The organism is Streptomyces sp. NBC_00539 (genome assembly GCF_036346105.1).
Lineage (GTDB): Bacteria > Actinomycetota > Actinomycetes > Streptomycetales > Streptomycetaceae > Streptomyces.
The window spans coordinates 4,445,731-4,466,182 of the sequence record NZ_CP107811.1; the positions used below are offsets into that span (position 1 = coordinate 4,445,731).

The following is a 20,452-nucleotide window of genomic DNA, read 5'->3' on the forward strand; positions in this document are numbered from 1 at the left end:
GCGTCCGCCCAGCCGGCCCCCGAGGACGCCCCGGCGACGTTCGCCCCCGCCCCCTCCCCGTTGCCCGGCCCGCGCCGGGCGGCGGTGGGGGCCGGGGGCCCCGGGTCCCGGCCCCGGAAGGTGCGCGCCGTGCCCGCCTGGGTGTGGTCGTCGCCGCCGCTCGCCGCGCTCGCGCCGGCCTTCCTGTATCCCCTCGCCCTGGTGGTCCGGCAGTCTTCACCCCCGAGGGCGGCGGCGGCGCGCTGGGCGCCTACGCCTCCGTCTTCGCCTCCACCGCCTTCCGCGAAGCGCTCGGCACCACCGTCCGGCTCGCCGCCGGCGCCACCATCGGCTGCCTCGTCCTCGGCTTCGCCCTCGCGCTGGTCATCGCGTTCGTGCCCTTCCCCGGGGCCAAGGCGGTCGCCAAGTCCATCGACGTCTTCCTCTCCTTCCCCTCGTTCCTCATCACCCTCGCCCTCCTCTTCGTCTACGGCACCGCCGGCATGGCCAACGGACTGTGGCGCGACGCCTTCTCCACCCCGGACGGCCCGTTCCACTTCCTCACCACCGCCTGGGGCGTCCTGCTGGCCGAGATCACCTACTTCACGCCGTTCGTGATGCGCCCGCTGCTCGCCGCCTTCTCCCAACTGGACACCGCGCAGCTGGAAGTGGCCTCCTCGCTCGGCGCGCGGCCCGCCCGGATCATCCGGCAGGTCATCCTCCCCGAGGCCCTGCCGGCCCTCGCCGCGGGCGGCAGCCTCGTCCTCGTCATGTGCCTCAACGAGTTCGGGATCGTCCTGTTCACCGGCGCCAAGGACGTCACCACGCTCCCGATGCTCATCTACGGCAAGGCGATCCTCGAATCCGACTACGCGGGCGCCTGCGTGGTGGCCGTCGTCAACATCACGGTCTCCGTCGGTCTCTTCGGTCTCTACCGGATGGTGGGCAAGCGTGCTGGTGCATAGCAGAGCGGGCCGTTGGGCCGCCTGGGCGCTGTTCGGCGTCCTCTTCCTCCCCCTCTTCGCGCTGCCCCTCCTCGTCGTGGTGGCCGCTTCCTTCGCGACCCACTGGTCCGGCGCCTTCCCCTCCGGCCCGACCACCCAGCATTACGCCTCCGCCGTCCAGGGCGAATCGCTGCGGGCACTGACGACCTCCCTGGTCACCGCTCTCCTCGCGAGCCTGATCGCGCTCACCGTCGGCACCTGGGCCGCGCTGGCCGCCGCCGGGCTGGGCAAGCGCGGGAAGCGGTTCCTGGACGCGTTGTTCATGCTGCCGGTCGCCGTGCCGTCCGTCGTCGTGGGCCTGGCCGTGCTCGTCGCGTTCAGCAAGCCGCCGCTGCTGCTCAACGGCACGAGCTCCATCGTCGTCCTCGCGCACACGGTCCTCGTCACGGCGTTCGCCCACCAGTCGGTCTCGGCCGCCCTCGTCCGTCTCGATCCCGCGTACGAGCAGGCGGCGGCCTCCCTGGGCGCCCGTCCCTCGTACGTCCTGTGGCGGGTCAAGCTCCCGCTGCTGCTGCCGTCCCTGACGGCGGCCGCCGGGCTCTGCTTCGCGCTGTCCATGGGCGAGTTGAGCGCCACGATGATGCTCTACCCGCCGGACTGGACGCCCCTCCCGGTCCGGATCTTCACGGCCACCGACCGGGGTTCGCTGTTCCGCGGCTCCGCGATCGCGGTGGTCCTCATGGCCGCCACCCTGCTGGTCCTGCTGGCCGTCTCCCGCGTCCGCACCAGGGCCTCCTACCGCTGAGCCCCTCCTCGCCACCCCCCGACCCGCTGACTCCCTTTCCCGGTAAGGAAGTTCCATGCCCAGCTCCCGCATGCCCCTGCGCACCGCCGCCGCCCTCACCGGCAGCCTGGCCCTCACCGCCTCCCTCACCGCCTGCGGCGGGTCCGCCTCCCCCGCCGGCTCCGACGGCGGCGGGAAGACCGTCACCGTCTACAGCGCCGACGGCCTCAAGAGCGACGGGGGCGACGGCTGGTACGACAAGGTCTTCGCCGACTTCACCAAGAAGACCGGCATCGAGGTCAAGTACGTCGAAGGCGGCTCGGGCGAGATGGTCCAGCGCGCGCTCCGCGAGAAGACCAACACCCAGGCGGACGTCCTCGTCACCCTGCCGCCCTTCATCCAGCAGGCCGACGGCAAGGGCCTGCTCCGGGCGTACCGGCCGCAGGGCTCCGACAAGGTCAACGGCGGTGCCAAGGACGCCGACGGCAAGTGGACCTCGGTGGTGAACAACTACTTCGGCTTCGTCTACGACAAGAAGGAGCTGGCGCAGGCCCCCAGGACGTGGGAGGAACTGCTCGACGCCACGTACAAGGGCAAGATCCAGTACTCCACCCCGGGCGTCGCGGGCGACGGCACGGCCGTCCTCGTCAAGGCGGTGCACGACTTCGGCGGCAAGGAGCCGGCGATGGAGTACTTGAAGAAGCTCCAGGCCAACAACGTCGGCCCGTCCTCCTCGACCAGCAAGCTGGCGCCCAAGACGGACAAGGGCGAGCTGCTCGTCGCCAACGGCGACGTGCAGATGAACTACGCGCAGTCCAAGTCCATGCCGAACCTCGGCATCTGGTTCCCGGCCAAGGACGGCGGCAAGCCCACCACCTTCGGCCTGCCGTACGCCGCCGGTCTGGTCGAAGGGGCCCCGCACACCGAGAACGGCAAGAAGCTCCTCGACCACCTGCTCGGCGAGGACGCCCAGAAGCTGGTAAGCGAGGTCGGTGGCGGCTTCCCGGCCCGCACCGACGTCAGGCCCACCGATGCCAACGCCGTCGAACTCGCCAAGATCATGACGGGGGTCGAGGTCTTCGAGCCGGACTGGGCGGACGTCGGGAAGAACCTCCCCGCCTACGTCGACGCGTGGAAGTCGGCCACCGGCAGCTGACCGGCCGCCCGCCGGTCACGCGGCGGAGGAGGCGTCCGGGCCGTGGACGCCCCCCACGTCCACGGCCCGTGCCGGATAGGGTGGTAAAGACCAGAGGCCCCAGGTCAGAGACCCCGGAGGGCACAGGCCCCGCAGAGCGGAGAACAGTCCCGTGGCAGAGCGCAAGCCGATCGAATCCTGGCTCACCGACATGGACGGCGTCCTCATCCACGAGGGAACCCCGATCCCGGGCGCCGACACCTTCATCAAGCGGCTGCGCGAATCCGGCAAGCCCTTCCTGGTCCTTACCAACAACTCCATTTACACCCCCCGTGACCTGCACGCGCGCCTCAACCGGATGGGTCTGCACGTTCCCGTCGAGAACATCTGGACCTCGGCGCTCGCGACCGCCCAGTTCCTCGACGACCAGCGCCCGGGCGGCACGGCGTACGTCATCGGCGAGGCCGGTCTGACCACCGCCCTGCACGACATCGGCTACATCCTCACCGACCACGAGCCCGACTACGTGGTCCTCGGCGAGACCCGTACGTACAGCTTCGAGGCGATGACCAAGGCCGTCCGCCTGATCAACGGCGGCGCCCGCTTCATCTGCACCAACCCGGACGAGACCGGCCCCTCCATCGAGGGTCCGCTGCCCGCCACCGGCGCCGTCGCCGCGCTGATCACCAAGGCGACCGGCAAGCAGCCGTACTTCGCGGGCAAGCCCAACCCGCTGATGATGCGGACCGGCCTGAACGCGATCGGCGCGCACTCCGAGAGCAGCGCCATGATCGGCGACCGGATGGACACCGACGTACTGGCCGGCCTTGAGGCGGGCATGCAGACCTTCCTCGTGCTGACCGGCCTGACCTCGATCGAGGACACCGAGAGGTTCCCCTACCGCCCCACCAAGACGGTCGACTCCATCGCCGACCTGATCGACCTGGTGTAGAACGCTGCCGTGCCGGCCCTCGGCCGGCCCCTCGGTCGGCGCCCCCTTCGTGCGTACGGCTGACTCGTACGGTCCAAGGGTGCGCCGCTCCGGATGCGGAGCGGCGCGCCGCGCGTGAATCTCCTTGTTGAGGAGGTTCACCATGCGCAGTGCTCTGATCGCTCTCCGTGCCACCGGGGTGGCCGTCGCCCTGACGGCCCTCACCGCCGTCACCGCGCCCGCGACCGTCGCCGAGGACTGGGGCCGCAGCGGTGTCTCGGTCAGGCCGGACCCCGCCGAACCCGGGGACCTGGTCAAGCTGGAGGTGCGCGGCTGCGACGGCGGCTGGGCGTCCGCGAGATCCTCCGTGTTCGTCTCGGAGGTCCACCTGTCCTCCGGCCACGACGACCGCCGCGTCCTGTGGGGCGACGCGCTCATCGCCGGGCACGCCCAGGCCGGCTCCCACGAGATCCACGTCAAGTGCGACGGGCACGACGGCCGGGTCAGCGGCTCGATCCGGATCAGGGAGCGGCGCCACCACCCCGATCCGCACCACTCGCCGGTCTGGCCGGTGCACGCGGGCGGCGGCGCGATGGCCGCCGACGTGGCGGCCAGGTCCTCGGAACTGGCGGCCGCGCCCGCGAAGAAGAACCACGAAGGCGACGGCCCCGGGATGCCCCAGACGGTGATCGGCGCCGTCCTCGCCGCCGTGGCCACCCTGGCCGTCGCGGGCAGGGCGCTGGCGCTGCGCCGCCGTCGCAGCGGCGAGTGAGGGCCCACCGGTGAACGAGGAGCCCCGCGGCTCCGGCGGCTCCCGCCTGCTGACGTTCGCCGCGTGGACGGTGCTGGTGCTCGGACTGTGGTTGTGGGGGCGGGAGATCACCGGAGTTCCCGTACCGCCCGCGGGACGGGCCGGGGGCGCCGGGGCCGCGGTCCCCGGTCTGCCCACCGCGCACTCCCCGCTGGCGGCGGCCCCGCCGGCGCGGCTCGACGTACCGTCCCTGGGCATCCAGGCGCCGGTGATCTCCCGCGGCCTCGACCGCGAGGGGGCGATCGAGCCGCCCCCGTACGAGAACCCGGGCACCGTCGGCTGGTGGAGCGGCGGCACCCAGCCGGGCCGGGCAGGGACCGCCCTGCTGGTCGGCCACGTGGACACGCGCACGAAGCCGGCGGTGTTCTACGGGCTGAGCACGGCGCAGCCGGGCGAGAAGGTGGGCGTGGTGCGGGCGGACGGCTCGGTGGCCGAGTTCACGATCGAGGAGGTACGGGTCTACGAGCGCGCGGGCTTCGACCCGCAGAAGGCGTACGGCCCCAAGGTGGCGGGCCGCGCCGAGCTTCGGCTGGTGACCTGCGGCGGGACGTACGACAAGAAGGCCAAGGAGTACTCGGCGAACGTGGTGGTCGCCGCGTACCTGACGGGCGTGAAGGCCGGGCCGGGTACGGCGGTGTGAGGCGGCTTCGTCCCGTGCTCGGCGACGCCGCGCGGGACGGAACGAAGAAACCCCCGCAGCTTTCGCTGCGGGGGTTTCTCCCGTCTGTGCGCCGCCAGGGACTCGAACCCCGGACCCGCTGATTAAGAGTCAGCTGCTCTAACCAACTGAGCTAGCGGCGCCTGCTGACAGGGAAAACTCTACCCCACCTGCGGGGGTGCTCATGACCAGCCGCGCCCGCGTTGTCCGATTAACCCATGTTTGGGGAGTTTGTCGTGCACGATATGTCTGGGTCGAGCCGCATCTGATGCCCCGCCAGATGCGTGCCCGGCCGGACGAGTGGACGAGCAAGGGGAGTGGACGGAACGCATGACGACGCAGCCTCCGGTGCATGTGCAGACGGCGCCATCGATGCCGATGCCGATGCCGATGCCGGTCTTCGAGGAGTACGAGCCCGCGGGCGACTGTGTCTGCCTGGGCTGTGTGCACCGGCGCCGCACCCTCGCCCGCGGGCGGGCCACAGCGCTCCGGGACGGCGGGCCCCCGGGCGCGCGCGGCGCCCGACGCGCGCTGGTGGTGGCCACCGCGGCGGGTGTGGTGCTGAGCGGTGGCGGCGCGACCGCACTGGCCACGGCCCGCCCGGCACCCGGCCCGAGCCCGGTCCCGGTGGCGCCGACACCGCCGAGGCCCCCGGCGGACGGGCCCGGGTCTCCGCAGGGCGTACCGGCGCCGCTGCACGGGCCGAAGGGATCGCCCGCCAAGCCGCCGGGCCGGCCGGGTGCGCCCGCGACGGTGAGACGGATCGACCGCTCGACGATCATCAACCGGGCCAAGGTGTGGCTGGAGCAGCAGGTTCCGTACAGCATGTCCGACTACTGGTCGGACGGCTACCGGCAGGACTGCTCGGGCTTCGTCTCGATGGCCTGGAACCTCGGCACGAACGAATGGACCGGCAGCCTCGACAAGTTCGCCAAGAAGATCACCAAGGAGGAACTGCTGCCGGGGGACATGCTCCTCTTCCACAACCCCTCCGACCCCAACAACGGCTCGCACGTCACCCTCTTCGGCGGCTGGGTCGACGAGACGCGCACGAGCTACGTCGCCTACGAGCAGACCCGCCCGACGACGCGCAAGCTCGCTACGCCGTACGGGTACTGGAACAACGCGACGAAATACCTCCCGTACCGCTTCACGGGCGTGACCGGCGGGCTCCTGCCGGACGCCCCGGGGACCGACCCGAAGCCGGCTGCTCCGTCCGCGTTCCCCGGCGCGAAGATGTTCGGGCCGGGCGCGAACAACGAGTACGTGGCGCGCCTGGGCCGGATGCTGATCGACCGGGGCGGGCGGCGCTTCTACCCCAAGGGACCGAGCACGAAGTGGAGCGAGTCGGACCGGCTCGCCACGCAGGCCTTCCAGCAGGCCCAGGGCTGGACGGGCGCCGAAGCCGACGGCATCCCGGGGGCGCACACGTGGCGGCTGCTGGTGGAGGGCCAGGGCAACGACATCATCCCGACGCCGGACGCCGCCCCGGGCCCCGGCGGCCACCCCGCGCACCCGTCCCCGGGTGCGTCCGGCCCGGCGGCGGGCGCGCCCGCCTACCCGGGGCCGGGGGCCTTCCGGCCGGGGCGGTCGGGCCCGGCGGTCGCCGCGCTCGGGCGGCAGTTGATGGCCAAGGGGTTCGGCAAGCACTACACGTCCGGCCCGGGCTCCGTATGGGGCGAGGAGGACCGGCGCAACGTCGAGGCCTTCCAGCGCGCGCAGGGCTGGCGCGGGGCGTTGGCCAACGGTTATCCGGGCCCGGAAACCTGGCGCCGGCTGTTCGCATGACGGAGGCAACGATGTACCCCACGCGCACCACGACCACCACGGGCACGTTCCCCGTCCCCGCGGCGGAGCGACCCCCCACCGCCGGCCGGCCCCCGCGCCCGGGCCGCTGGACCACCCACCGCCCGACACCCGCCCCGCCCCCGGAGGCGGTGGGCCCGGTCCAGGCCCCGGGCGCGGCCCCGGCTGCGGGAGTGACCCCGGCCCCGGGCGTGACCCCGGCCCCGGCTGTGGTCCCGGCTGCGGGGGCTCCGGTTCCGGCCCCGGGGGTAGCTCCGGCCGTGACCCCGGCCCCCGCTGTGATCCCGACTCCCGGGGCGGCTCCGGCCCCGGCCCTGGCGGGGGCCTCGGCGGCGGGGCCGGCCCGGACGGGGACTCCGGCCCCGGTGTGGCCCGCACCACCGGCCCGGACCCAGGCGCCGGATGCGGCGCGCATGGCGGAACCGGCCCCCGTGCCGGCTGGAAGCCCGGGTCCGAGCCTGGCCCCTGCCCGGGCGGGGGCCTCGGCGGTGACTCCGCCCCAGGCCCCGGATCCGGCCGCCCGGACGGAGGCCTCCGGCTGGATGGCGGCTCCAGCGGCTGCGGCCCAGAGGGAGGTGCCGGCCCCGGTCTGGCCCCCGTCCCCGTTCCGGACGGAGGCACCGACGGCCGCGCCCGTGAACCCGTCCGTGGAGCGGAGCATGTCCGCTGCCGGGACGGCTGCCGCTGACCGGACGGTGACCCCGTTCCCGGCGGTGGCTCCGCCGCACACCCCGGCCCGGACGGAGGCACCGGTGGTGGCTCCGGTCCCGGTCCAGGACCCGGGGGAAGGTGCGGGCCTGAGCCCGGCCCCGGCCCCGATGGCTTCGCCTCAGTCCCCCGCCCGGGCGGAGGACTTGGGCGGCACTGCAGTTCCCGCTCCGGGGCCGGGTGGACGCCCGGGCCTGAGCCAGGCTCCCGCCCGGGCCGTGGCACCGGCCGCCGCCCCCGCTCCGGTCCGGTCCGCACCTGCGGCCAGGACGGACGCCCCGGGCCCGACTCCGGCGGCGCCCGTGAGCGTGTCCTGTGCCGTGACGACTGCCGCGGTCCCGGCGGTGCCTTCGGCCGCGGCCGCGCCTCTGGAGCCGCTCCGGGAGCCGGGTCGTTCCCCTGCCGGGGCGGCCGCCTGGACGTCGGCGCCGACGGACGCTCCGTACCAGGCCCCGGCTCTGGCCGCCCTGCGTGCGGCCTCGCAATCGAGCCGGCCTCTTGTCGGGACGGCCGCCTCGTTCTCGGCCGTGCCCGTGAGCCCGTACCAGGGGCGGAGTGCTTCCCCTGCCCGGGGGACGGGCTCGGCCGGTGTCCCGGCGGTGGCTTCGCCTCAGGCCCCGGCCCCGGCCGACACGACGGGCGCGTCGGCGGTGCCGGCCTGGCCCGCGCCCGCCCGGAGGGAGGCGTCGGCAGAAGCTGCGGCCGGGTACCCGAACCCGTCCCGCGCGTCAGGCTCGTCGGCTGCCGGCACGGCCGCCCGGGCGTCCACCCCGGCGGTGGCACCGCCCCCGTTCCCGGGGCCGGGCACGGCTTCGGCGGTGTCCCGGGCTCGTACGGAGACGCCGGCCATGTCCGCGTTTCCGGCGCGGGCGGAGGAGCCTGAGGCGGCAACGGCTTCGCCGCAGGCCCCGGCCGCGGCTTCGGCGGCAGCGGCGCCCGCCCCGGGCCGGGCGCAGGCCCCCGACGTGGCGGTGAACCCCGTTCCGGCGGGGGTCCGTTACCCGGAGCCGGCCATGCCCCCGGCCCCGCCCCGGGATCCGGCGGCAACGACCGGGGTACCGGCCGCGGAGTCGGCCCCGGCGCCGCGGGCGGCTGCGGCCCCCGACCGGGCCCGGGCGCAGGCCCCGGCGTCGGCCCCCGACGTGGCGGTGAACCCCGTTCCGGCGGGGGTCCGTTACCCGGAGCCGGCCATGCCCCCGGCCCCGCCCCGGGATCCGGCGGCAACGACCGGGGTACCGGCCGCGGAGTCGGCCCCGGCGCCGCAGGCTGCTGCGGCCCCCGACCGGGCCCGGGTGCAGGCCCCGGCGCAGGCCCCCGACGTGGCGGCGAACCCCGCTCCGGCGGCGGCCCGTCACCCGCACCCGGCGTCGGCCCCCGACGTGGCGGCCGACCCGCACCCGCACCCGGCGTCGGCCCCCGACGTGGCGGCCGACCCGCACCCGCACCCGGCCGCCACCGCCCCCGAGCGGCATGACCGGTCCGGGGTCGTCGAGGGGCCGCGCGACCCGGCGGGCGAGGAGGCGAGGACGCACCCCGAGGCGATCCCGGCCGCGCGGGGGCAGGCGGAGGGCGGCGCGTACCGGGCCGCCGGGCAGCGGCAGAGGTCCGTCGTCGACCTCGTGGCCCGGGCCGTCGCCCGGGTGATGGACCCCGGGGTCCGGGACGACCCCGCCCCCGGCCCCCGCCCCGAACCCGAGCCCGGCCCCCGCCCCGACCCCGAGCCCGTCCGCGGGACCGCCGTCACCGAGGTCCCCGTACACCTGCCGTTCCTCGGCCACCCCCGCCCGGCCCTCCCGGCCCCGCACCCCCGCCGGCAGCCCCCCGCGCCCCCGGCCGTCCGACCGGCCCCCGCCGGCCGCCGCGTCCCCCGGGGCGACGACGGCCTCCGCGAGCACCGCGGCCCCGTCCTGCCCGGCTGGTGTGCCGTCGGCATCGGCGCCCTCGCCCTCACCGGCTGCGCCGCGGTGCTCTGGCGGGCCGGCGCCACCCCCGACCTCCTCGCCGTGGCCTTCGGCGCGGCCCCCCGCGCCTACCACGGGCTGCCCGCCACCTCCTGGCCCCCGCTCGCCTTCCTCGGCGTCGTGGCCCTGCTCGCCCTCGGCGGACTCGGCCGCGCCAAGGCGGGTCACGCCTGGGTGCTGACCCTGTTCGGCCGCTACCGCGGCACCGTCCGGCGGACCGGTCTCACCTGGGTCAGCCCGCTCCTGCTCCGCCGCCGCGTCGACGTACGGCTGCGGCACTGGCGCAGCGAGCCCATGCCCGCCGTCGACGCCGGCGGCCTCGCGCTCCAGGTCGTCGTCCAGGTGGTCTGGCAGGTCAAGGACACCGCCCGGGCCACCCTCGCCGTGGCGGACCACACCGCGTACCTCGCCGAACAGGTGGAATCGGCCATGGCCCGGGTCCTGTCCCAGCTCCCCGCCGACGCCTTCCACGAGGACGCCCCCACCCTGCGCGACGCCGAGGCGGTCGGCGACGCGCTGACCCGGATGGTGGCGGCCGAGACGGAGGCCGTCGGGATCGAGGTGTTCTCCGCCCAGCCCACCCGCATCGAGTACGCCCCCGAGGTCGCCGAGGCGATGCGCCGCCGCCGGGTCGCGGCGATCGACGCCAAGCACCGGGACACCGTCCTGAGCTCGGTCGTGGACGCCGTCGACGACACCGTCCACCGGCTCACCTCGCGCGGGATCGTCGAGCTGGACGACTACGAGCGCAAGGCCCTGGTGAAGGACCTGACCGTCGCCTTCTACACCGGGCGCGCCGACCAGTAACGACGGGGAACACCACCACGGAACGGGTGGCCGGTCACGACCGGACCACCCGTTCCCCCTTTGGTATGGACATGGCCAACTCCCGTCAATAATCTGGAACTTGGTCTAGACCTGCACTCCAGCGATCCGATCGGCCCGAACGCGATCCCCACCGCGTGCGCACGCCCTCCCGCCTGTCTCCCCCCACGTCCAAGGAGCATCATGCGTCACCTCCGCATGCCCAAACGGTCCGCCGCCGCGCTCGGTCTCGGCGTCCTGGCCACCGTCACCCTCGCCGGCGCCCCCACCGCCAGCGGCCACGGCTACACCGACACCCCCATCAGCCGCCAGAAGCTCTGCGCCAACAAGACCGTCCCCGACTGCGGCCCCATCCAGTGGGAGCCGCAGAGCGTAGAGGGCTACAAGGGCTTCCCCGCCGCCGGCCCCGCCGACGGCCAGATCTGCTCCGGCGGCCACAGCGAGTTCGCCCAGCTCGACGACCCGCGCGGCGGCGCCTGGCCCGCCACCGGCGTGACCAGCGGCCAGAGCTACTCCTTCCGGTGGCAATTCACCGCCAACCACTCGACCACCGACTTCAAGTACTACGTCACCAAAAACGGATGGGACCCGAAGAAGCCGCTCACCCGGGCCTCGCTCGACCCCCAGCCCTTCCTCACCGTCGCCTACAACGGCGCCCGCCCCGCCATGACCACCGTCCACCAGGGCACGATGCCGAGCGGGAAGACCGGCCGTCACATGATCCTCGCGGTCTGGACGGTCAACGACACCCCGATGGCCTTCTACGCCTGCTCCGACGTTCAATTCTGACGCATCGTCAGATAACCTCCGGCGGCATGCGGACGACACACGGAACCGTCGCGGAGCTCATAGCGCGCCAATGGGGCGACCACCGGCCCGGGCTGAGGTACGAGAACACCGTCCTCACCCATCACCAGAGCGCCCAGCAGGCCGCCGCGCGCGCCGCGCTGCTCGTCGACCTCCTGCCGCCGGGTGCGGAGCCGCACATCGGGGTGCTGCTCGACAACACCCCGGAGTTCCCCCACTGGCTCGGCGCGGCGGCCCTCGCGGGGGCCGCCGTCGCCGGGATCAACCCCACCCGGCGCGGACCCGAACTGGCCCGCGACATCCTGCACACCGACTGCCGGATCCTGGTCACCGAGCCCGCCCACCTGCCGCTGCTGCGCGGCCTCGACCTGCCCGGCGTACGGATCCTGGTGACCGGGAGCGAGGAGTACGCCGCCCTCCTCGCCCCCTTCGCCGCCGTCACCCCCGGGGAGGCGGTCCTCGGCGGCGGTCCGGGCCCCGGCTCCCGCCTCCTGCTCTACTTCACCTCCGGCTCCACCGGCGCCCCCAAGGCGGCCGTGTGCAGCCAGGGCCGCCTGGCCGCCGCCGGAGCCTCCCTGGCCCGCACCTTCCGGGTCACCCCGGACGACGTCCACTACATCTGCATGCCGCTCTTCCACGGCAACGCCGTCATCGCCGCCTGGCTGCCCGCCCTGGCCGGCGGCGCCTCGGTCGCGCTGCGCCGCCGGTTTTCGGCCACCGCGTTCCTGGACGACGTACGGGCCCACGGGGCGACGTACTTCACCTACGTCGGCCGGGCCGTCCAGTACCTCCTCGCCACCGAGCCCCGCCCCGACGACCGCGAGCACACCCTCCGCCTTGGCTTCGGCACCGAGGCCGGCGCGGTCGACGCGGCCCGCTTCGCCGAGCGGTTCGGGGTCCGGCTGGTGGAGGGCTACGGGGCCACCGAGGGCGGCGCCTCCGTGCAGCGGACCCCCGGCACCCCGGCCGGCGCCCTGGGCCGGGCCGCGCCCGGGGACGACCTCGCCGTCGTCGACCCGGAGACGGGCAAGGAGTGCCCGCCGGCCCGACTGGACGGACGGGGCCGCCTCCTCAACGGGGAGGAGGCCATCGGCGAGCTGGTCAACCGGGGCCGCAGCCTCTTCGAGGGCTACTGGCGCAACCCCGAGGCGGAGGCGGCCCGCACCCGCGAGGGCTGGTACTGGACCGGGGACCTCTTCTTCCGCGACCCGGACGGGTTCCTCTACTTCGCCGGCCGCACGGACGACCGGCTGCGGGTCGACAGCGAGAACCTGGCGGCGGCGGTGATCGAGAACATCCTGGCCCGCTGGTCCGAGGCCTCGGCGGCCGCCGTGTACGCGGTCCCGGACGAGGTGGCGGGGGACCAGGTGATGGCCGCCGTGGCCCTGCGCGAGGGCGCGGCGTTCGACCCGCGCGCGTTCGAGGCGTTCCTCGCGGCCCAGCCCGACCTCGGTACGAAGATGGCCCCGCGCTACGTCCGCGTCCTCGACGCACTGCCGGTGACGGCGACGAACAAGATCCACCGGGTGGCCTTGCGACGGGCGGGTTTCCTCGTCCCCGAACCCGTCTGGTGGCGCCCGCCCGGCGCCGACGGCTACCGCCGCCTGGACGGGGAGGGCCTGCGCGCGCTGCTGGCGGCGTACGAGGACCAGGGCCGCCGGGACCTCCTGGACCGCTGAGGCAACCGACCGGGACGGCCGCCCGTCTTGAAGGCAAAGGCGGCAAGGGGCGAGGGGGGTGGCGCGATGAAGGCGAAGACGACAACGGCCGCGGTCGGCCGGTCGGTGGCGGCGGGGGCGCTGTGCGCCCTGCTCGCGGCCTGCGGCACGCACGTGGCGGGCACCGCCTCCCCGTCCGCGGCCCCGGCCCCGCCGACCTGCGCACCCAACCTCCCCACGGAGGAGGAGACGGGGACCACCCCGAACATCCCGACCGAGGAGGAGACGGGGACCACCCCGAACATCCCCACGGAGGAGGAGACGGGGACCACCCCGAACATCCCCACCGAGGAGGAGACGGGCAGCACCCCGAACATCCCCACCGAGGAGGACACGGGAGCTCCGCCGAACCCGCCGACCGACCAGGGGGACGGGACTCCCGGGCCGCCCACGGACGGTGCGCCGGCCTGCCAGGTGGTCGACGGCTGGTACGACATGACCCGCGACTTCAACGAGTACTACGCCCGCCACCGCACCGACGAGGACGAGTTCATGCCGACGGGCAGCGTCACCCTGGTACGGATCCGCAAGACGGCCCGCAACACCGAGGCGTGGATCACGTTCTCCACCGGGGCGGTCGGCAAGGGTGAGGGCGAGGACGCCCGCCGCGTCGCCACGGTCTTCGGCGCCTGGCGCCACGAGGTCTTCGGGGACCGGGGCACGGTCGGGGTACGGACCGGGCGCGACGTCAAGGTCACCACGACCTGGTGATCGCCGCCGTGATCGGGTGTGCGATCCGCTGTGATCCGCTGTGATCCGGCGTGATCGCCGGCGGCCCCGGTATTGGTTTTGAGCACCCCCCGGGACCAGGTAGTATTTTCTCTGTCAGGCGCCGCTAGCTCAGTTGGTTAGAGCAGCTGACTCTTAATCAGCGGGTCCGGGGTTCGAGTCCCTGGCGGCGCACCTGTACTTCGGGCGGTTCCCGGTTCACCGGGAACCGCCCGAAGTGTTTTCCGGCCCGGACTTCCTCCCCGGGTCACCGCCCGGGCCCGGCTCACAGCGTGAGCGACAGCAGCAGCGGCGCGGCCTTCCGGTTCAGCGCGTCCGCTGCGGCCCGCAGCCGGTGCGCGTGCTCGACCGGCATCGACAGGGCCAGGCAGCCGACGGAGGCCCCGGCGGTGATGGGGACCGCCGCGCAGACCGTGCCGACGGCGTACTCCTGCAGGTCGAGCACGGGGACGGTGGCCGGCTGGCTGTCGAGCTTCGAGAACAGGATCCGCTCGTTCACGATCGTCTTCGACGTGAGCCGGGCGATCTTGTGCCGGGCCAGGTGGTCGCGGCGCCCGTTCTGGTCGAGCTGGGTGAGCAGGCACTTGCCGACCGCGCTGGCGTGCGCCGCCGAGCGGAAGTCGACCCACTCGTGGACCTTCGGGGTGCGCGGACTGTCCGCGAACTGCGTGATGCGGACCTCGCCGTCCACGTACCGGCTGATGTAGACCGCCGCGCCGACCGAGTCGCGCAGCCGGTCCAGGGTCTCCTGGAGCTTCTCCTGCAGCGCCTGTTTCCGGTCGCTCCCCGAGCCGAGCAGGACCAGGGAGTCCCCTATGGCGTAGGCGCCGTCGGACACCTGCAGGACGTATCCCTCCCGGCGCAGCATGAGGAGCATGGGCGCGAGATGGGCCGCGGGCAGGCCGGTCTCACGCCCGATCTGTGCGTCCGTCACGCCACCGGTGTGGCGCGCGATCGTTTCGAGTACGCGAAGCGCGTACTGCACCGAGTGGAACGGCGCGGTCGGCTCGGGCTTCAGCGCCACGGTTTCCCCCTACCAGGTTGTTACCGCTTGCCCTACCACGATAGCCATCAAGCGGCCCATCCGGAGCGCCTGTTGGGGAGATTGATGGCTCAATCAAGTCGCTTGTTCAGCAGGTATCCGAATGGCATATGCCCCTGGCAAGACCATCTTCCCGGTCTGCCGGGAATGCCCGGCCCCGGCCCACGGTTCGAGTTCTTCGTACGGACGTGAAGGAGTGCGGAATGGGACGGGAGCGACGATGAGTGACGCAGGGGACGCGGGGGACACCGGGACGAGCGCGGCAGCGGCCGAGGACCCGCACGTGAGTACGGGGGCGGACCCGGGCGCGCGGGCAGGCGCGGGAGCGGAAGCCGACGGGGCCCCCACGGACCGCACGGACCGTACGGACCCCATCCGTGGGCAGGTGCGGGGCCGGGCGCCGGTGCCGCTGTCGGTGCTGGACCTCGTCACCGTCGGGTCGGGCGGCAGCGCACGGGAGTCCCTGCGCACCAGCGTGGCGATCTCCCGGCTGGCGGAGTCCCGCGGCTACCACCGCCACTGGGTCGCCGAGCACCACTCCATGCCCGGCGTGGCCAGCTCCTCCCCGGCGGTGATCCTCGCCCACCTCGCTGCCCACACCTCCCGGATCCGGCTCGGATCGGGCGGCGTCATGCTGCCCAACCACGCCCCGCTGGCCGTCGCCGAGCAGTTCGGGACCCTGGAGGCCTTCGCCCCGGGCCGGATCGACCTCGGTCTCGGCCGCGCCCCGGGGACCGACCCCGGCACGGCGGCCGCGCTGCGCGGGCCCGCGCGGGCGGAGGAGGCCCACGACGAGTTCCCGCGCCGCCTCGGGGAGCTGATCCGCTTCCTCGACGACAGCTTCCCCGACGGGCACCCGTACGCCCGGGTCCATGCCGTACCCGGTCCGGTCCAGGGTCCCGTCGGGCGGCCCCCGGTGTGGCTGCTCGGCTCCTCCGGATTCAGCGCCCGCCTGGCCGGCGAGCTGGGCCTGCCGTTCGCGTACGCCCACCACTTCTCGGCGGCCGGGACGCTGCCCGCGCTGGACCTGTACCGGCAGAGCTTCCGCCCCTCGGCGGTGCTGGACGCCCCGTACGCCGTCATCGGGGTCTCCGCGCTGGCCGCGGACACCGAGGAGCAGGCGCGGGCCCAGGTGCTGACGGGCGCGCTGTCGATGCTGCGGCTGCGCTCCGGCCGGCCCGGTCTGGTCCCGACGCCCGAGGAGGCGGCCGCGTACCCGTTCTCGCCGCCGGAGCGGGAGTTCGTGGACGGCTGGCTGGCCAACATCGTGCACGGCACGCCCGACGAGGTGCGTTCCGGGCTCGACGCGCTGGTCGCCCGGACGGGGGCGGACGAGCTGATGCTGACGGCCAACGCCCATGGCGGAGCGGCCCGGTTGCGCTCGTACGCTCTCGTAGCAGATGCGTACGGGATGCCCGTGGAGGGCTCGCTTCCGGCTTGAGCGCACAAGAACGGGGTGCGGCTGGTTCTTTGCCGAAACCTTGCCGGAACGTGGCTTAGGGAAGCCTTAAACCGCTCGTCACCGGGGGTGGCGGGCGGTTTTTCCTGCGCGTCCAGCCCTCTGACGAGCGGATTTGAGCCCCGAGTGGTCTAGTCCTTCTTTGGTCCAAACCATTGACTGGGGCTCGGCGTGATCGCTATCACTTCTCTCACCCGAAGCTGACGCATCCCCTCCCACCCCCACGGAGTCAGTTCATGCACATCCGTAAACCCCTCATCGCGGCCGCCGCCACGGCCGCGCTGGCAGCCGGAGCGCTGGCCACCTTCGCGGGACTCGGCACCGCACAGGCCGCGGGCGCCGCCACCGCCACCACCGCGGCGGCCGCGGGCAACGTCAAGATCGCCTATTACGACCAGTGGAGCGTGTACGGGAACGCCTTCTACCCCAAGCAGCTCGACACCCGTGGCATAGCGGGCAAGCTGGACGTCATCAACTACTCGTTCGGCAACATCCACCCCACCGACCTCACCTGCTTCGAGGCCAACAAGGCGGCGGGCGACGACAACAACGCCAGCGCCGGCGACGGAGCGGGCGACTCCTACGCCGACTACCAGAAGTCGTTCGGCGCGGCGGACAGCGTCAGCGGGGTCGCCGACAAGTGGGACCAGCCGATCGTGGGCGTCTTCAACCAGTTCAAGCAGCTCAAGGCGAAGTACCCCCACCTCAAGATCAACATTTCGATCGGCGGCTGGACGTACTCGAAGTACTTCAGCGACGCGGCGAAGACCGACGCCTCCCGCAAGAAGCTCGTCTCCTCCTGCATCGACCAGTACATCAAGGGCAACCTGCCGGTCGAGGGCGGCTACGGCGGCCCGGGCAGCGCGGCCGGGATCTTCGACGGCATCGACATCGACTGGGAGTACCCCGGCTCGGCGGGCGGCCACCTCGGCAACCACTACGCCCCCGAGGACAAGCAGAACTTCACGCTGCTGCTCAAGGAGTTCCGTACCCAGCTCGACGCGTACGGCCAGGCCAACGGCGGCAAGAAGTACCTGTTGACCTCGGCGCTCCCGGCGGGCCAGGACAAGATCAAGTACATCGAGACGGACAAGATCGGCGCGTACCTCGACTACGCGAACATCATGACCTACGACATGCACGGCGCCTGGGACGGCGACGGGCCGACGTACCACCAGTCCCCGCTCTACCCCTCGGCGGCCGACCCGACCGACCCCATCGCGCCGGGCACCGAGAAGTACAGCATCAAGAACGCCATCGACTCCTGGCTCGACGGCAACGCGGCCTACGGCATCGCGGGCGGGTTCCCCGCCGGCAAGCTGACGCTCGGCTACGAGTTCTACTACCGCGGCTGGAAGGGCGTCCCCGCCGGCACCACCCACGGCCTCGCCCAGACGGCGACCGGTCCGTCCGGCGCCCGGCCCACCAGCCAGCAGGCGGGCATCGCCAACTACAAGGAGCTCGGCGGGATCGTCGACAACCCGGCGGTCACCTTCTGGGACGACCAGGCGAAGGCCTCGTACTTCTACAAGGACGGCGAGTTCTTCACCGGACTCGACCAGAAGTCCGTCCAGGCCCGCGTCGACTACGGCAAGCAGCGCGGCCTGGCCGGCGCGATGATGTACTCCCTGCTCGGCCTGGACGACAAGACCACGCTGCTGAACCAGATCTCCACCGCCCTCGGCGGCTCCACCCAGCCCCCGGCCACCCCGACGGCGACCCCCACGCCCACCTCCACCCCCACCCCGACGGCGACTCCCACCGCCACGCCCACGACGGGCTGCGCCGCCCCCGCCTACGTCGCGGGCACGGTCTACAACGGCGGCAGCGAGGTCTCGCACAAGGGCCACAAGTGGAAGGCCCAGTGGTGGACGCAGAACGAGGAGCCCGGCACCACCGGTGAATGGGGTGTCTGGAAGGACCTCGGCGCCTGCTGATCCCCCCACCCCGCGCCGAGCGACCCTGCGCCCCGACCCCAGCCAGGGGTGCGGGGCGCAGGCGTGCCCGGCGCCCGGTCCGCCAGGCCGAAAGAGACGGCCTAGAGGCCGGTGCCCCGCGGGCGGGTGCCGATCATCTCCGCGATGCGTTCCGGGGCGACCGCGCGGGAGTAGAGCCAGCCCTGGCCGGTGTCGCAGCCGACGCGGCGCAGCCGGGCCGCCTGCCCGGCCGTCTCCACGCACTCCGCCGTCACCGTCAGGCCCAGCCGGTGCGCCAGCTGGACCAGAGCCTCCACGATCGTCTCGTCGGCCGGGTTGGGGTGGGCGCCCTCCTCGTAGCGGAAGCCGCGCACGAAGGAACCGTCCAGCTTGAGCACCGACACCGGCAGCCGGCTGAGGTAGGCGAGGTTGGAGTACCCGGTGCCGAAGTCGTCGATCGCGATCCGTACCCCCATGTCGCTCAGCGCCTGGAGCGCCTGCAGGGGCCGTCCCGCCGAACCCATGACCGCCGACTCCGTCAGCTCCAATTGGAGCAGCTGCGGCGCGAGGCCCGTCTCGGCGAGGATCTCCGCGACGTCACCCACCAGGTCGGAGTCCCACACCTGCCGCACCGCGACGTTCACCGACACGAACACCGGTGCGTCGCTGGGCTGCTCGATCTGCCAGCGCCGCGCCTGCCGGCAGGCGGTCCGCAGTACCCACTGGCCCAGCTGGACGATGGAGCCGTCCTCTTCTGCAATTCCGATGAACCGATTCGGCGTCAACGTGCCGAACTGCGGGTGGTTCCAGCGCACCAGCGCCTCCACCCCGCGCACCGCACCGCTCTCCAGGTCCACCAGCGGCTGGTACTCCAGCGCGAACTCACCCCGCTCCACGGCCGGGCGCAGCGTGGACGACAGGGCCTGGCGGGTCATCCGGTGGGCGTTGCGCTCCGGGTCGAACAGGGTCCAGCGGGCCTTGCCGTCGGCCTTCGCCCAGTACAGGGTCGTGTCGGCGGCCTGCATCAGGCCGGTCGCCGAGGTCCCGGCGGCGGCCCGTTCCACCACGCCGATGGACGCCGACACCGACAGCCGTTGCCCGGCCAGGTCGAACGGCTCCTGTACGGCGGTCAGTACGCTGCGCGCGAGCTCCGCGAGCTGCTCGGTGCCGGTGGAGTCCTCGACCAGCAGGGCGAACTCGTCGCCGCCGAGCCGTGCCACCAGGTGCCCGCTGGTGCGCCCGTATCCGGACTGGTCGGCGCACTGGGTCAGCCGGGCGGCGACCGCGGTCAGCAGCCGGTCGCCGACGCGGTGCCCGAGGGTGTCGTTGACCGCCTTGAATCCGTCGAGGTCCAGGTAGCACAGGCCGATCCGGCCCGTGCCGCCGTCCTCGTACGAGGACGCCTCCAGGGCGGCGGACAGCCGCTCGAAGAACAGCGCCCGGTTGGGCAGCCGGGTCACGGGGTCGTGCATCTGGAGGTGGCGCAGCCGGGCCTGGAGGTCGCGCCGGTCGCTGATGTCGGCAACGGACAGCAGGACGTCCCGGGTTCCCGGTACCGGCCCCAGCGTCACCTCGGTCCACAGCGAGTGCCCGTCGGGGTGCTTGAGCCGGCGGGTGCAGCGCAGCCGCGCCTGGCGCCCGCGGAGCACCTCCTGGTACGCCTGCCAGGTACGGGCCTCCGCCGCCAGGTCGACCAGCTCCGCCGCGGCCCGCTCGACGAGTTCGTGCGGTTCGGCGCCCAGCAGTGCGGCCAGGGCCCGGTTGGCGGCGACGACGTAGCCCTCGCGGTCGACCACGGCCATCGCGAGGTGGGCCGCGTCGAAGGCGGCCCGGAAGTCGCGTGCTCCCGGCGCGGGCCGGGTGGGCGTGGCCGGCATCGACGGAACCTCCGGCTCGCTCGACATGCCCGGCAGGGCCGGCACTGCTGGGTGACGCTCCGTAATGGCCGATCGGATGCGGTCGGCCGCCGAACCGGTTCCCTCTGAGGTTCCGCTCACCGTTGGCTCCCGCATTGCTCGTGAGTGTCCGTGCAGGAAAGTGTGCCGATCATAGAGGCTGCCGGACGGCCCTATCCAGCGGCGTCGCCGGGTGGAGGGACGTACTTCGGCGGGATGACGCCGTGATGACGGTTCGTCGGCCTGACCACGGGTGATCGTTTCTGCGCGGCTGTGAGCATGCGGAGCCCGTCATTGATCTCAGGTGACCGCTCGTGACGGTCCGTAGGCGGGGTCGTGAAGCC

General features: G+C 73.4%; 15 protein-coding genes, 2 tRNA genes and 1 pseudogene. 14 read left to right on the plus strand and 4 right to left on the minus strand.

The features are described from left to right. Nucleotides 1-84: 84 nt before the first annotated feature. From OG861_RS19965 to OG861_RS19990, 6 genes and pseudogenes are all read left to right on the plus strand, one after another. Nucleotides 85-944: pseudogene (locus tag OG861_RS19965) on the plus strand (2-aminoethylphosphonate ABC transporter permease subunit). After that, nucleotides 931-1,728, plus strand: a complete 798-nt coding sequence (locus OG861_RS19970; RefSeq protein WP_329195488.1) for an ABC transporter permease — start codon at nt 931-933, stop codon at nt 1,726-1,728. Before OG861_RS19965 ends, OG861_RS19970 begins: the two are co-directional and overlap by 14 nt. A 55-nt stretch (nt 1,729-1,783) precedes the next feature. Beyond that, nucleotides 1,784-2,863 carry a 2-aminoethylphosphonate ABC transporter substrate-binding protein gene (locus OG861_RS19975; RefSeq protein ID WP_329195486.1) on the plus strand — a complete coding sequence of 360 codons (1,080 nt, stop codon included), beginning with the start codon at nt 1,784-1,786 and terminating at the stop codon, nt 2,861-2,863. 151 nt (nt 2,864-3,014) lie between these two features. Further along, nucleotides 3,015-3,794 (plus strand): HAD-IIA family hydrolase, encoded by a 780-nt coding sequence (locus OG861_RS19980; RefSeq protein WP_329195485.1) that lies wholly within the window; start codon nt 3,015-3,017, stop codon nt 3,792-3,794. Between the two features lie 142 nt (nt 3,795-3,936). Further along, a complete protein-coding gene (locus OG861_RS19985; protein WP_329195484.1) occupies nt 3,937-4,545 on the plus strand; it encodes a hypothetical protein in 609 nt (202 codons plus the stop codon). Nucleotides 4,546-4,555: 10 nt separating this feature from the next. Beyond that, the gene (locus tag OG861_RS19990) at nt 4,556-5,224 is read left to right on the plus strand and encodes a class F sortase (protein WP_329195483.1); all 669 of its coding nucleotides are present in this window, start codon (nt 4,556-4,558) and stop codon (nt 5,222-5,224) included. A gap of 87 nt (nt 5,225-5,311) precedes the next feature. Here OG861_RS19990 and OG861_RS19995 read toward each other — a convergent pair. Continuing rightward, nucleotides 5,312-5,385, minus strand: a tRNA-Lys gene (locus OG861_RS19995). A gap of 241 nt (nt 5,386-5,626) precedes the next feature. On the opposite strand from OG861_RS19995, the gene OG861_RS20000 reads away from it, so the two are divergent. Next, nucleotides 5,627-7,030, plus strand: coding sequence for a peptidoglycan-binding protein (locus OG861_RS20000; protein ID WP_329202203.1), 1,404 nt, complete (start codon nt 5,627-5,629; stop codon nt 7,028-7,030). A gap of 1,336 nt (nt 7,031-8,366) precedes the next feature. Here OG861_RS20000 and OG861_RS20005 read toward each other — a convergent pair. Beyond that, nucleotides 8,367-8,606 (minus strand): hypothetical protein, encoded by a 240-nt coding sequence (locus OG861_RS20005; RefSeq protein ID WP_329195482.1) that lies wholly within the window; start codon nt 8,604-8,606, stop codon nt 8,367-8,369. Between OG861_RS20005 and OG861_RS20010 the strand changes: the two genes are divergently transcribed. The 5 genes from OG861_RS20010 to OG861_RS20030 all read left to right on the plus strand — a co-directional run bounded on the left by OG861_RS20010 (nt 8,605) and on the right by OG861_RS20030 (nt 13,970). After that, nucleotides 8,605-10,524 carry an SPFH domain-containing protein gene (locus OG861_RS20010; RefSeq protein ID WP_329195480.1) on the plus strand — a complete coding sequence of 640 codons (1,920 nt, stop codon included), beginning with the start codon at nt 8,605-8,607 and terminating at the stop codon, nt 10,522-10,524. The two genes, OG861_RS20005 and OG861_RS20010, sit on opposite strands and share 2 nt — an antisense overlap. 201 nt (nt 10,525-10,725) lie before the next feature. Beyond that, a complete protein-coding gene (locus OG861_RS20015) occupies nt 10,726-11,331 on the plus strand; it encodes a lytic polysaccharide monooxygenase auxiliary activity family 9 protein (protein WP_329195478.1) in 606 nt (201 codons plus the stop codon). 26 nt (nt 11,332-11,357) lie between these two features. Next, nucleotides 11,358-13,028 (plus strand): AMP-binding protein, encoded by a 1,671-nt coding sequence (locus OG861_RS20020; protein WP_329195477.1) that lies wholly within the window; start codon nt 11,358-11,360, stop codon nt 13,026-13,028. A 66-nt stretch (nt 13,029-13,094) separates the two neighbouring features. After that, complete coding sequence (locus OG861_RS20025) at nt 13,095-13,778, plus strand: hypothetical protein (RefSeq protein ID WP_329195475.1); 684 nt, start codon at nt 13,095-13,097, stop codon at nt 13,776-13,778. 118 nt (nt 13,779-13,896) lie between these two features. Next, nucleotides 13,897-13,970: transfer RNA gene (locus OG861_RS20030), tRNA-Lys, on the plus strand. Nucleotides 13,971-14,061: 91 nt separating this feature from the next. Here the strand turns inward: OG861_RS20030 and OG861_RS20035 are convergent. Then, entirely contained in the window at nt 14,062-14,820 is a 759-nt protein-coding gene (locus tag OG861_RS20035) for an IclR family transcriptional regulator (RefSeq protein WP_190182595.1), read from the minus strand. 238 nt (nt 14,821-15,058) lie between these two features. Between OG861_RS20035 and OG861_RS20040 the strand changes: the two genes are divergently transcribed. Together OG861_RS20040 and OG861_RS20045 are read left to right on the plus strand one after the other, a co-directional pair. Beyond that, nucleotides 15,059-16,279: an LLM class flavin-dependent oxidoreductase gene (locus OG861_RS20040; RefSeq protein ID WP_329195471.1), complete on the plus strand. Its 1,221-nt coding sequence runs from the start codon at nt 15,059-15,061 to the stop codon at nt 16,277-16,279. 254 nt (nt 16,280-16,533) lie between these two features. Continuing rightward, nucleotides 16,534-18,234, plus strand: coding sequence for a glycosyl hydrolase family 18 protein (locus OG861_RS20045; protein WP_330261826.1), 1,701 nt, complete (start codon nt 16,534-16,536; stop codon nt 18,232-18,234). Between the two features lie 101 nt (nt 18,235-18,335). Here the strand turns inward: OG861_RS20045 and OG861_RS20050 are convergent, their stop codons facing one another. Next, nucleotides 18,336-20,090 carry a putative bifunctional diguanylate cyclase/phosphodiesterase gene (locus tag OG861_RS20050; protein ID WP_443056514.1) on the minus strand — a complete coding sequence of 585 codons (1,755 nt, stop codon included), beginning with the start codon at nt 20,088-20,090 and terminating at the stop codon, nt 18,336-18,338. Nucleotides 20,091-20,452 lie beyond the last annotated feature (362 nt).

Bases quoted from the DNA above. Each gene is read 5' to 3' on its own strand.
- OG861_RS20050 (WP_443056514.1), bottom strand. From the start codon at position 20,090: ATGCCGGCCACGCCCACCCGGCCCGCGCCGGGAGCACGCGACTTCCGG.
- OG861_RS19985 (WP_329195484.1), top strand. From the start codon at position 3,937: ATGCGCAGTGCTCTGATCGCTCTCCGTGCCACCGGGGTGGCCGTCGCC.
- OG861_RS19975 (WP_329195486.1), top strand. From the start codon at position 1,784: ATGCCCAGCTCCCGCATGCCCCTGCGCACCGCCGCCGCCCTCACCGGC.
- OG861_RS20025 (WP_329195475.1), top strand. From the start codon at position 13,095: ATGAAGGCGAAGACGACAACGGCCGCGGTCGGCCGGTCGGTGGCGGCG.
- OG861_RS20015 (WP_329195478.1), top strand. From the start codon at position 10,726: ATGCGTCACCTCCGCATGCCCAAACGGTCCGCCGCCGCGCTCGGTCTC.
- OG861_RS20010 (WP_329195480.1), top strand. From the start codon at position 8,605: ATGTCCGCGTTTCCGGCGCGGGCGGAGGAGCCTGAGGCGGCAACGGCT.
- OG861_RS20000 (WP_329202203.1), top strand. From the start codon at position 5,627: ATGCCGATGCCGGTCTTCGAGGAGTACGAGCCCGCGGGCGACTGTGTC.
- OG861_RS20045 (WP_330261826.1), top strand. From the start codon at position 16,534: ATGCACATCCGTAAACCCCTCATCGCGGCCGCCGCCACGGCCGCGCTG.
- OG861_RS20005 (WP_329195482.1), bottom strand. From the start codon at position 8,606: ATGGCCGGCGTCTCCGTACGAGCCCGGGACACCGCCGAAGCCGTGCCC.
- OG861_RS20040 (WP_329195471.1), top strand. From the start codon at position 15,059: ATGAGTGACGCAGGGGACGCGGGGGACACCGGGACGAGCGCGGCAGCG.
- OG861_RS20020 (WP_329195477.1), top strand. From the start codon at position 11,358: ATGCGGACGACACACGGAACCGTCGCGGAGCTCATAGCGCGCCAATGG.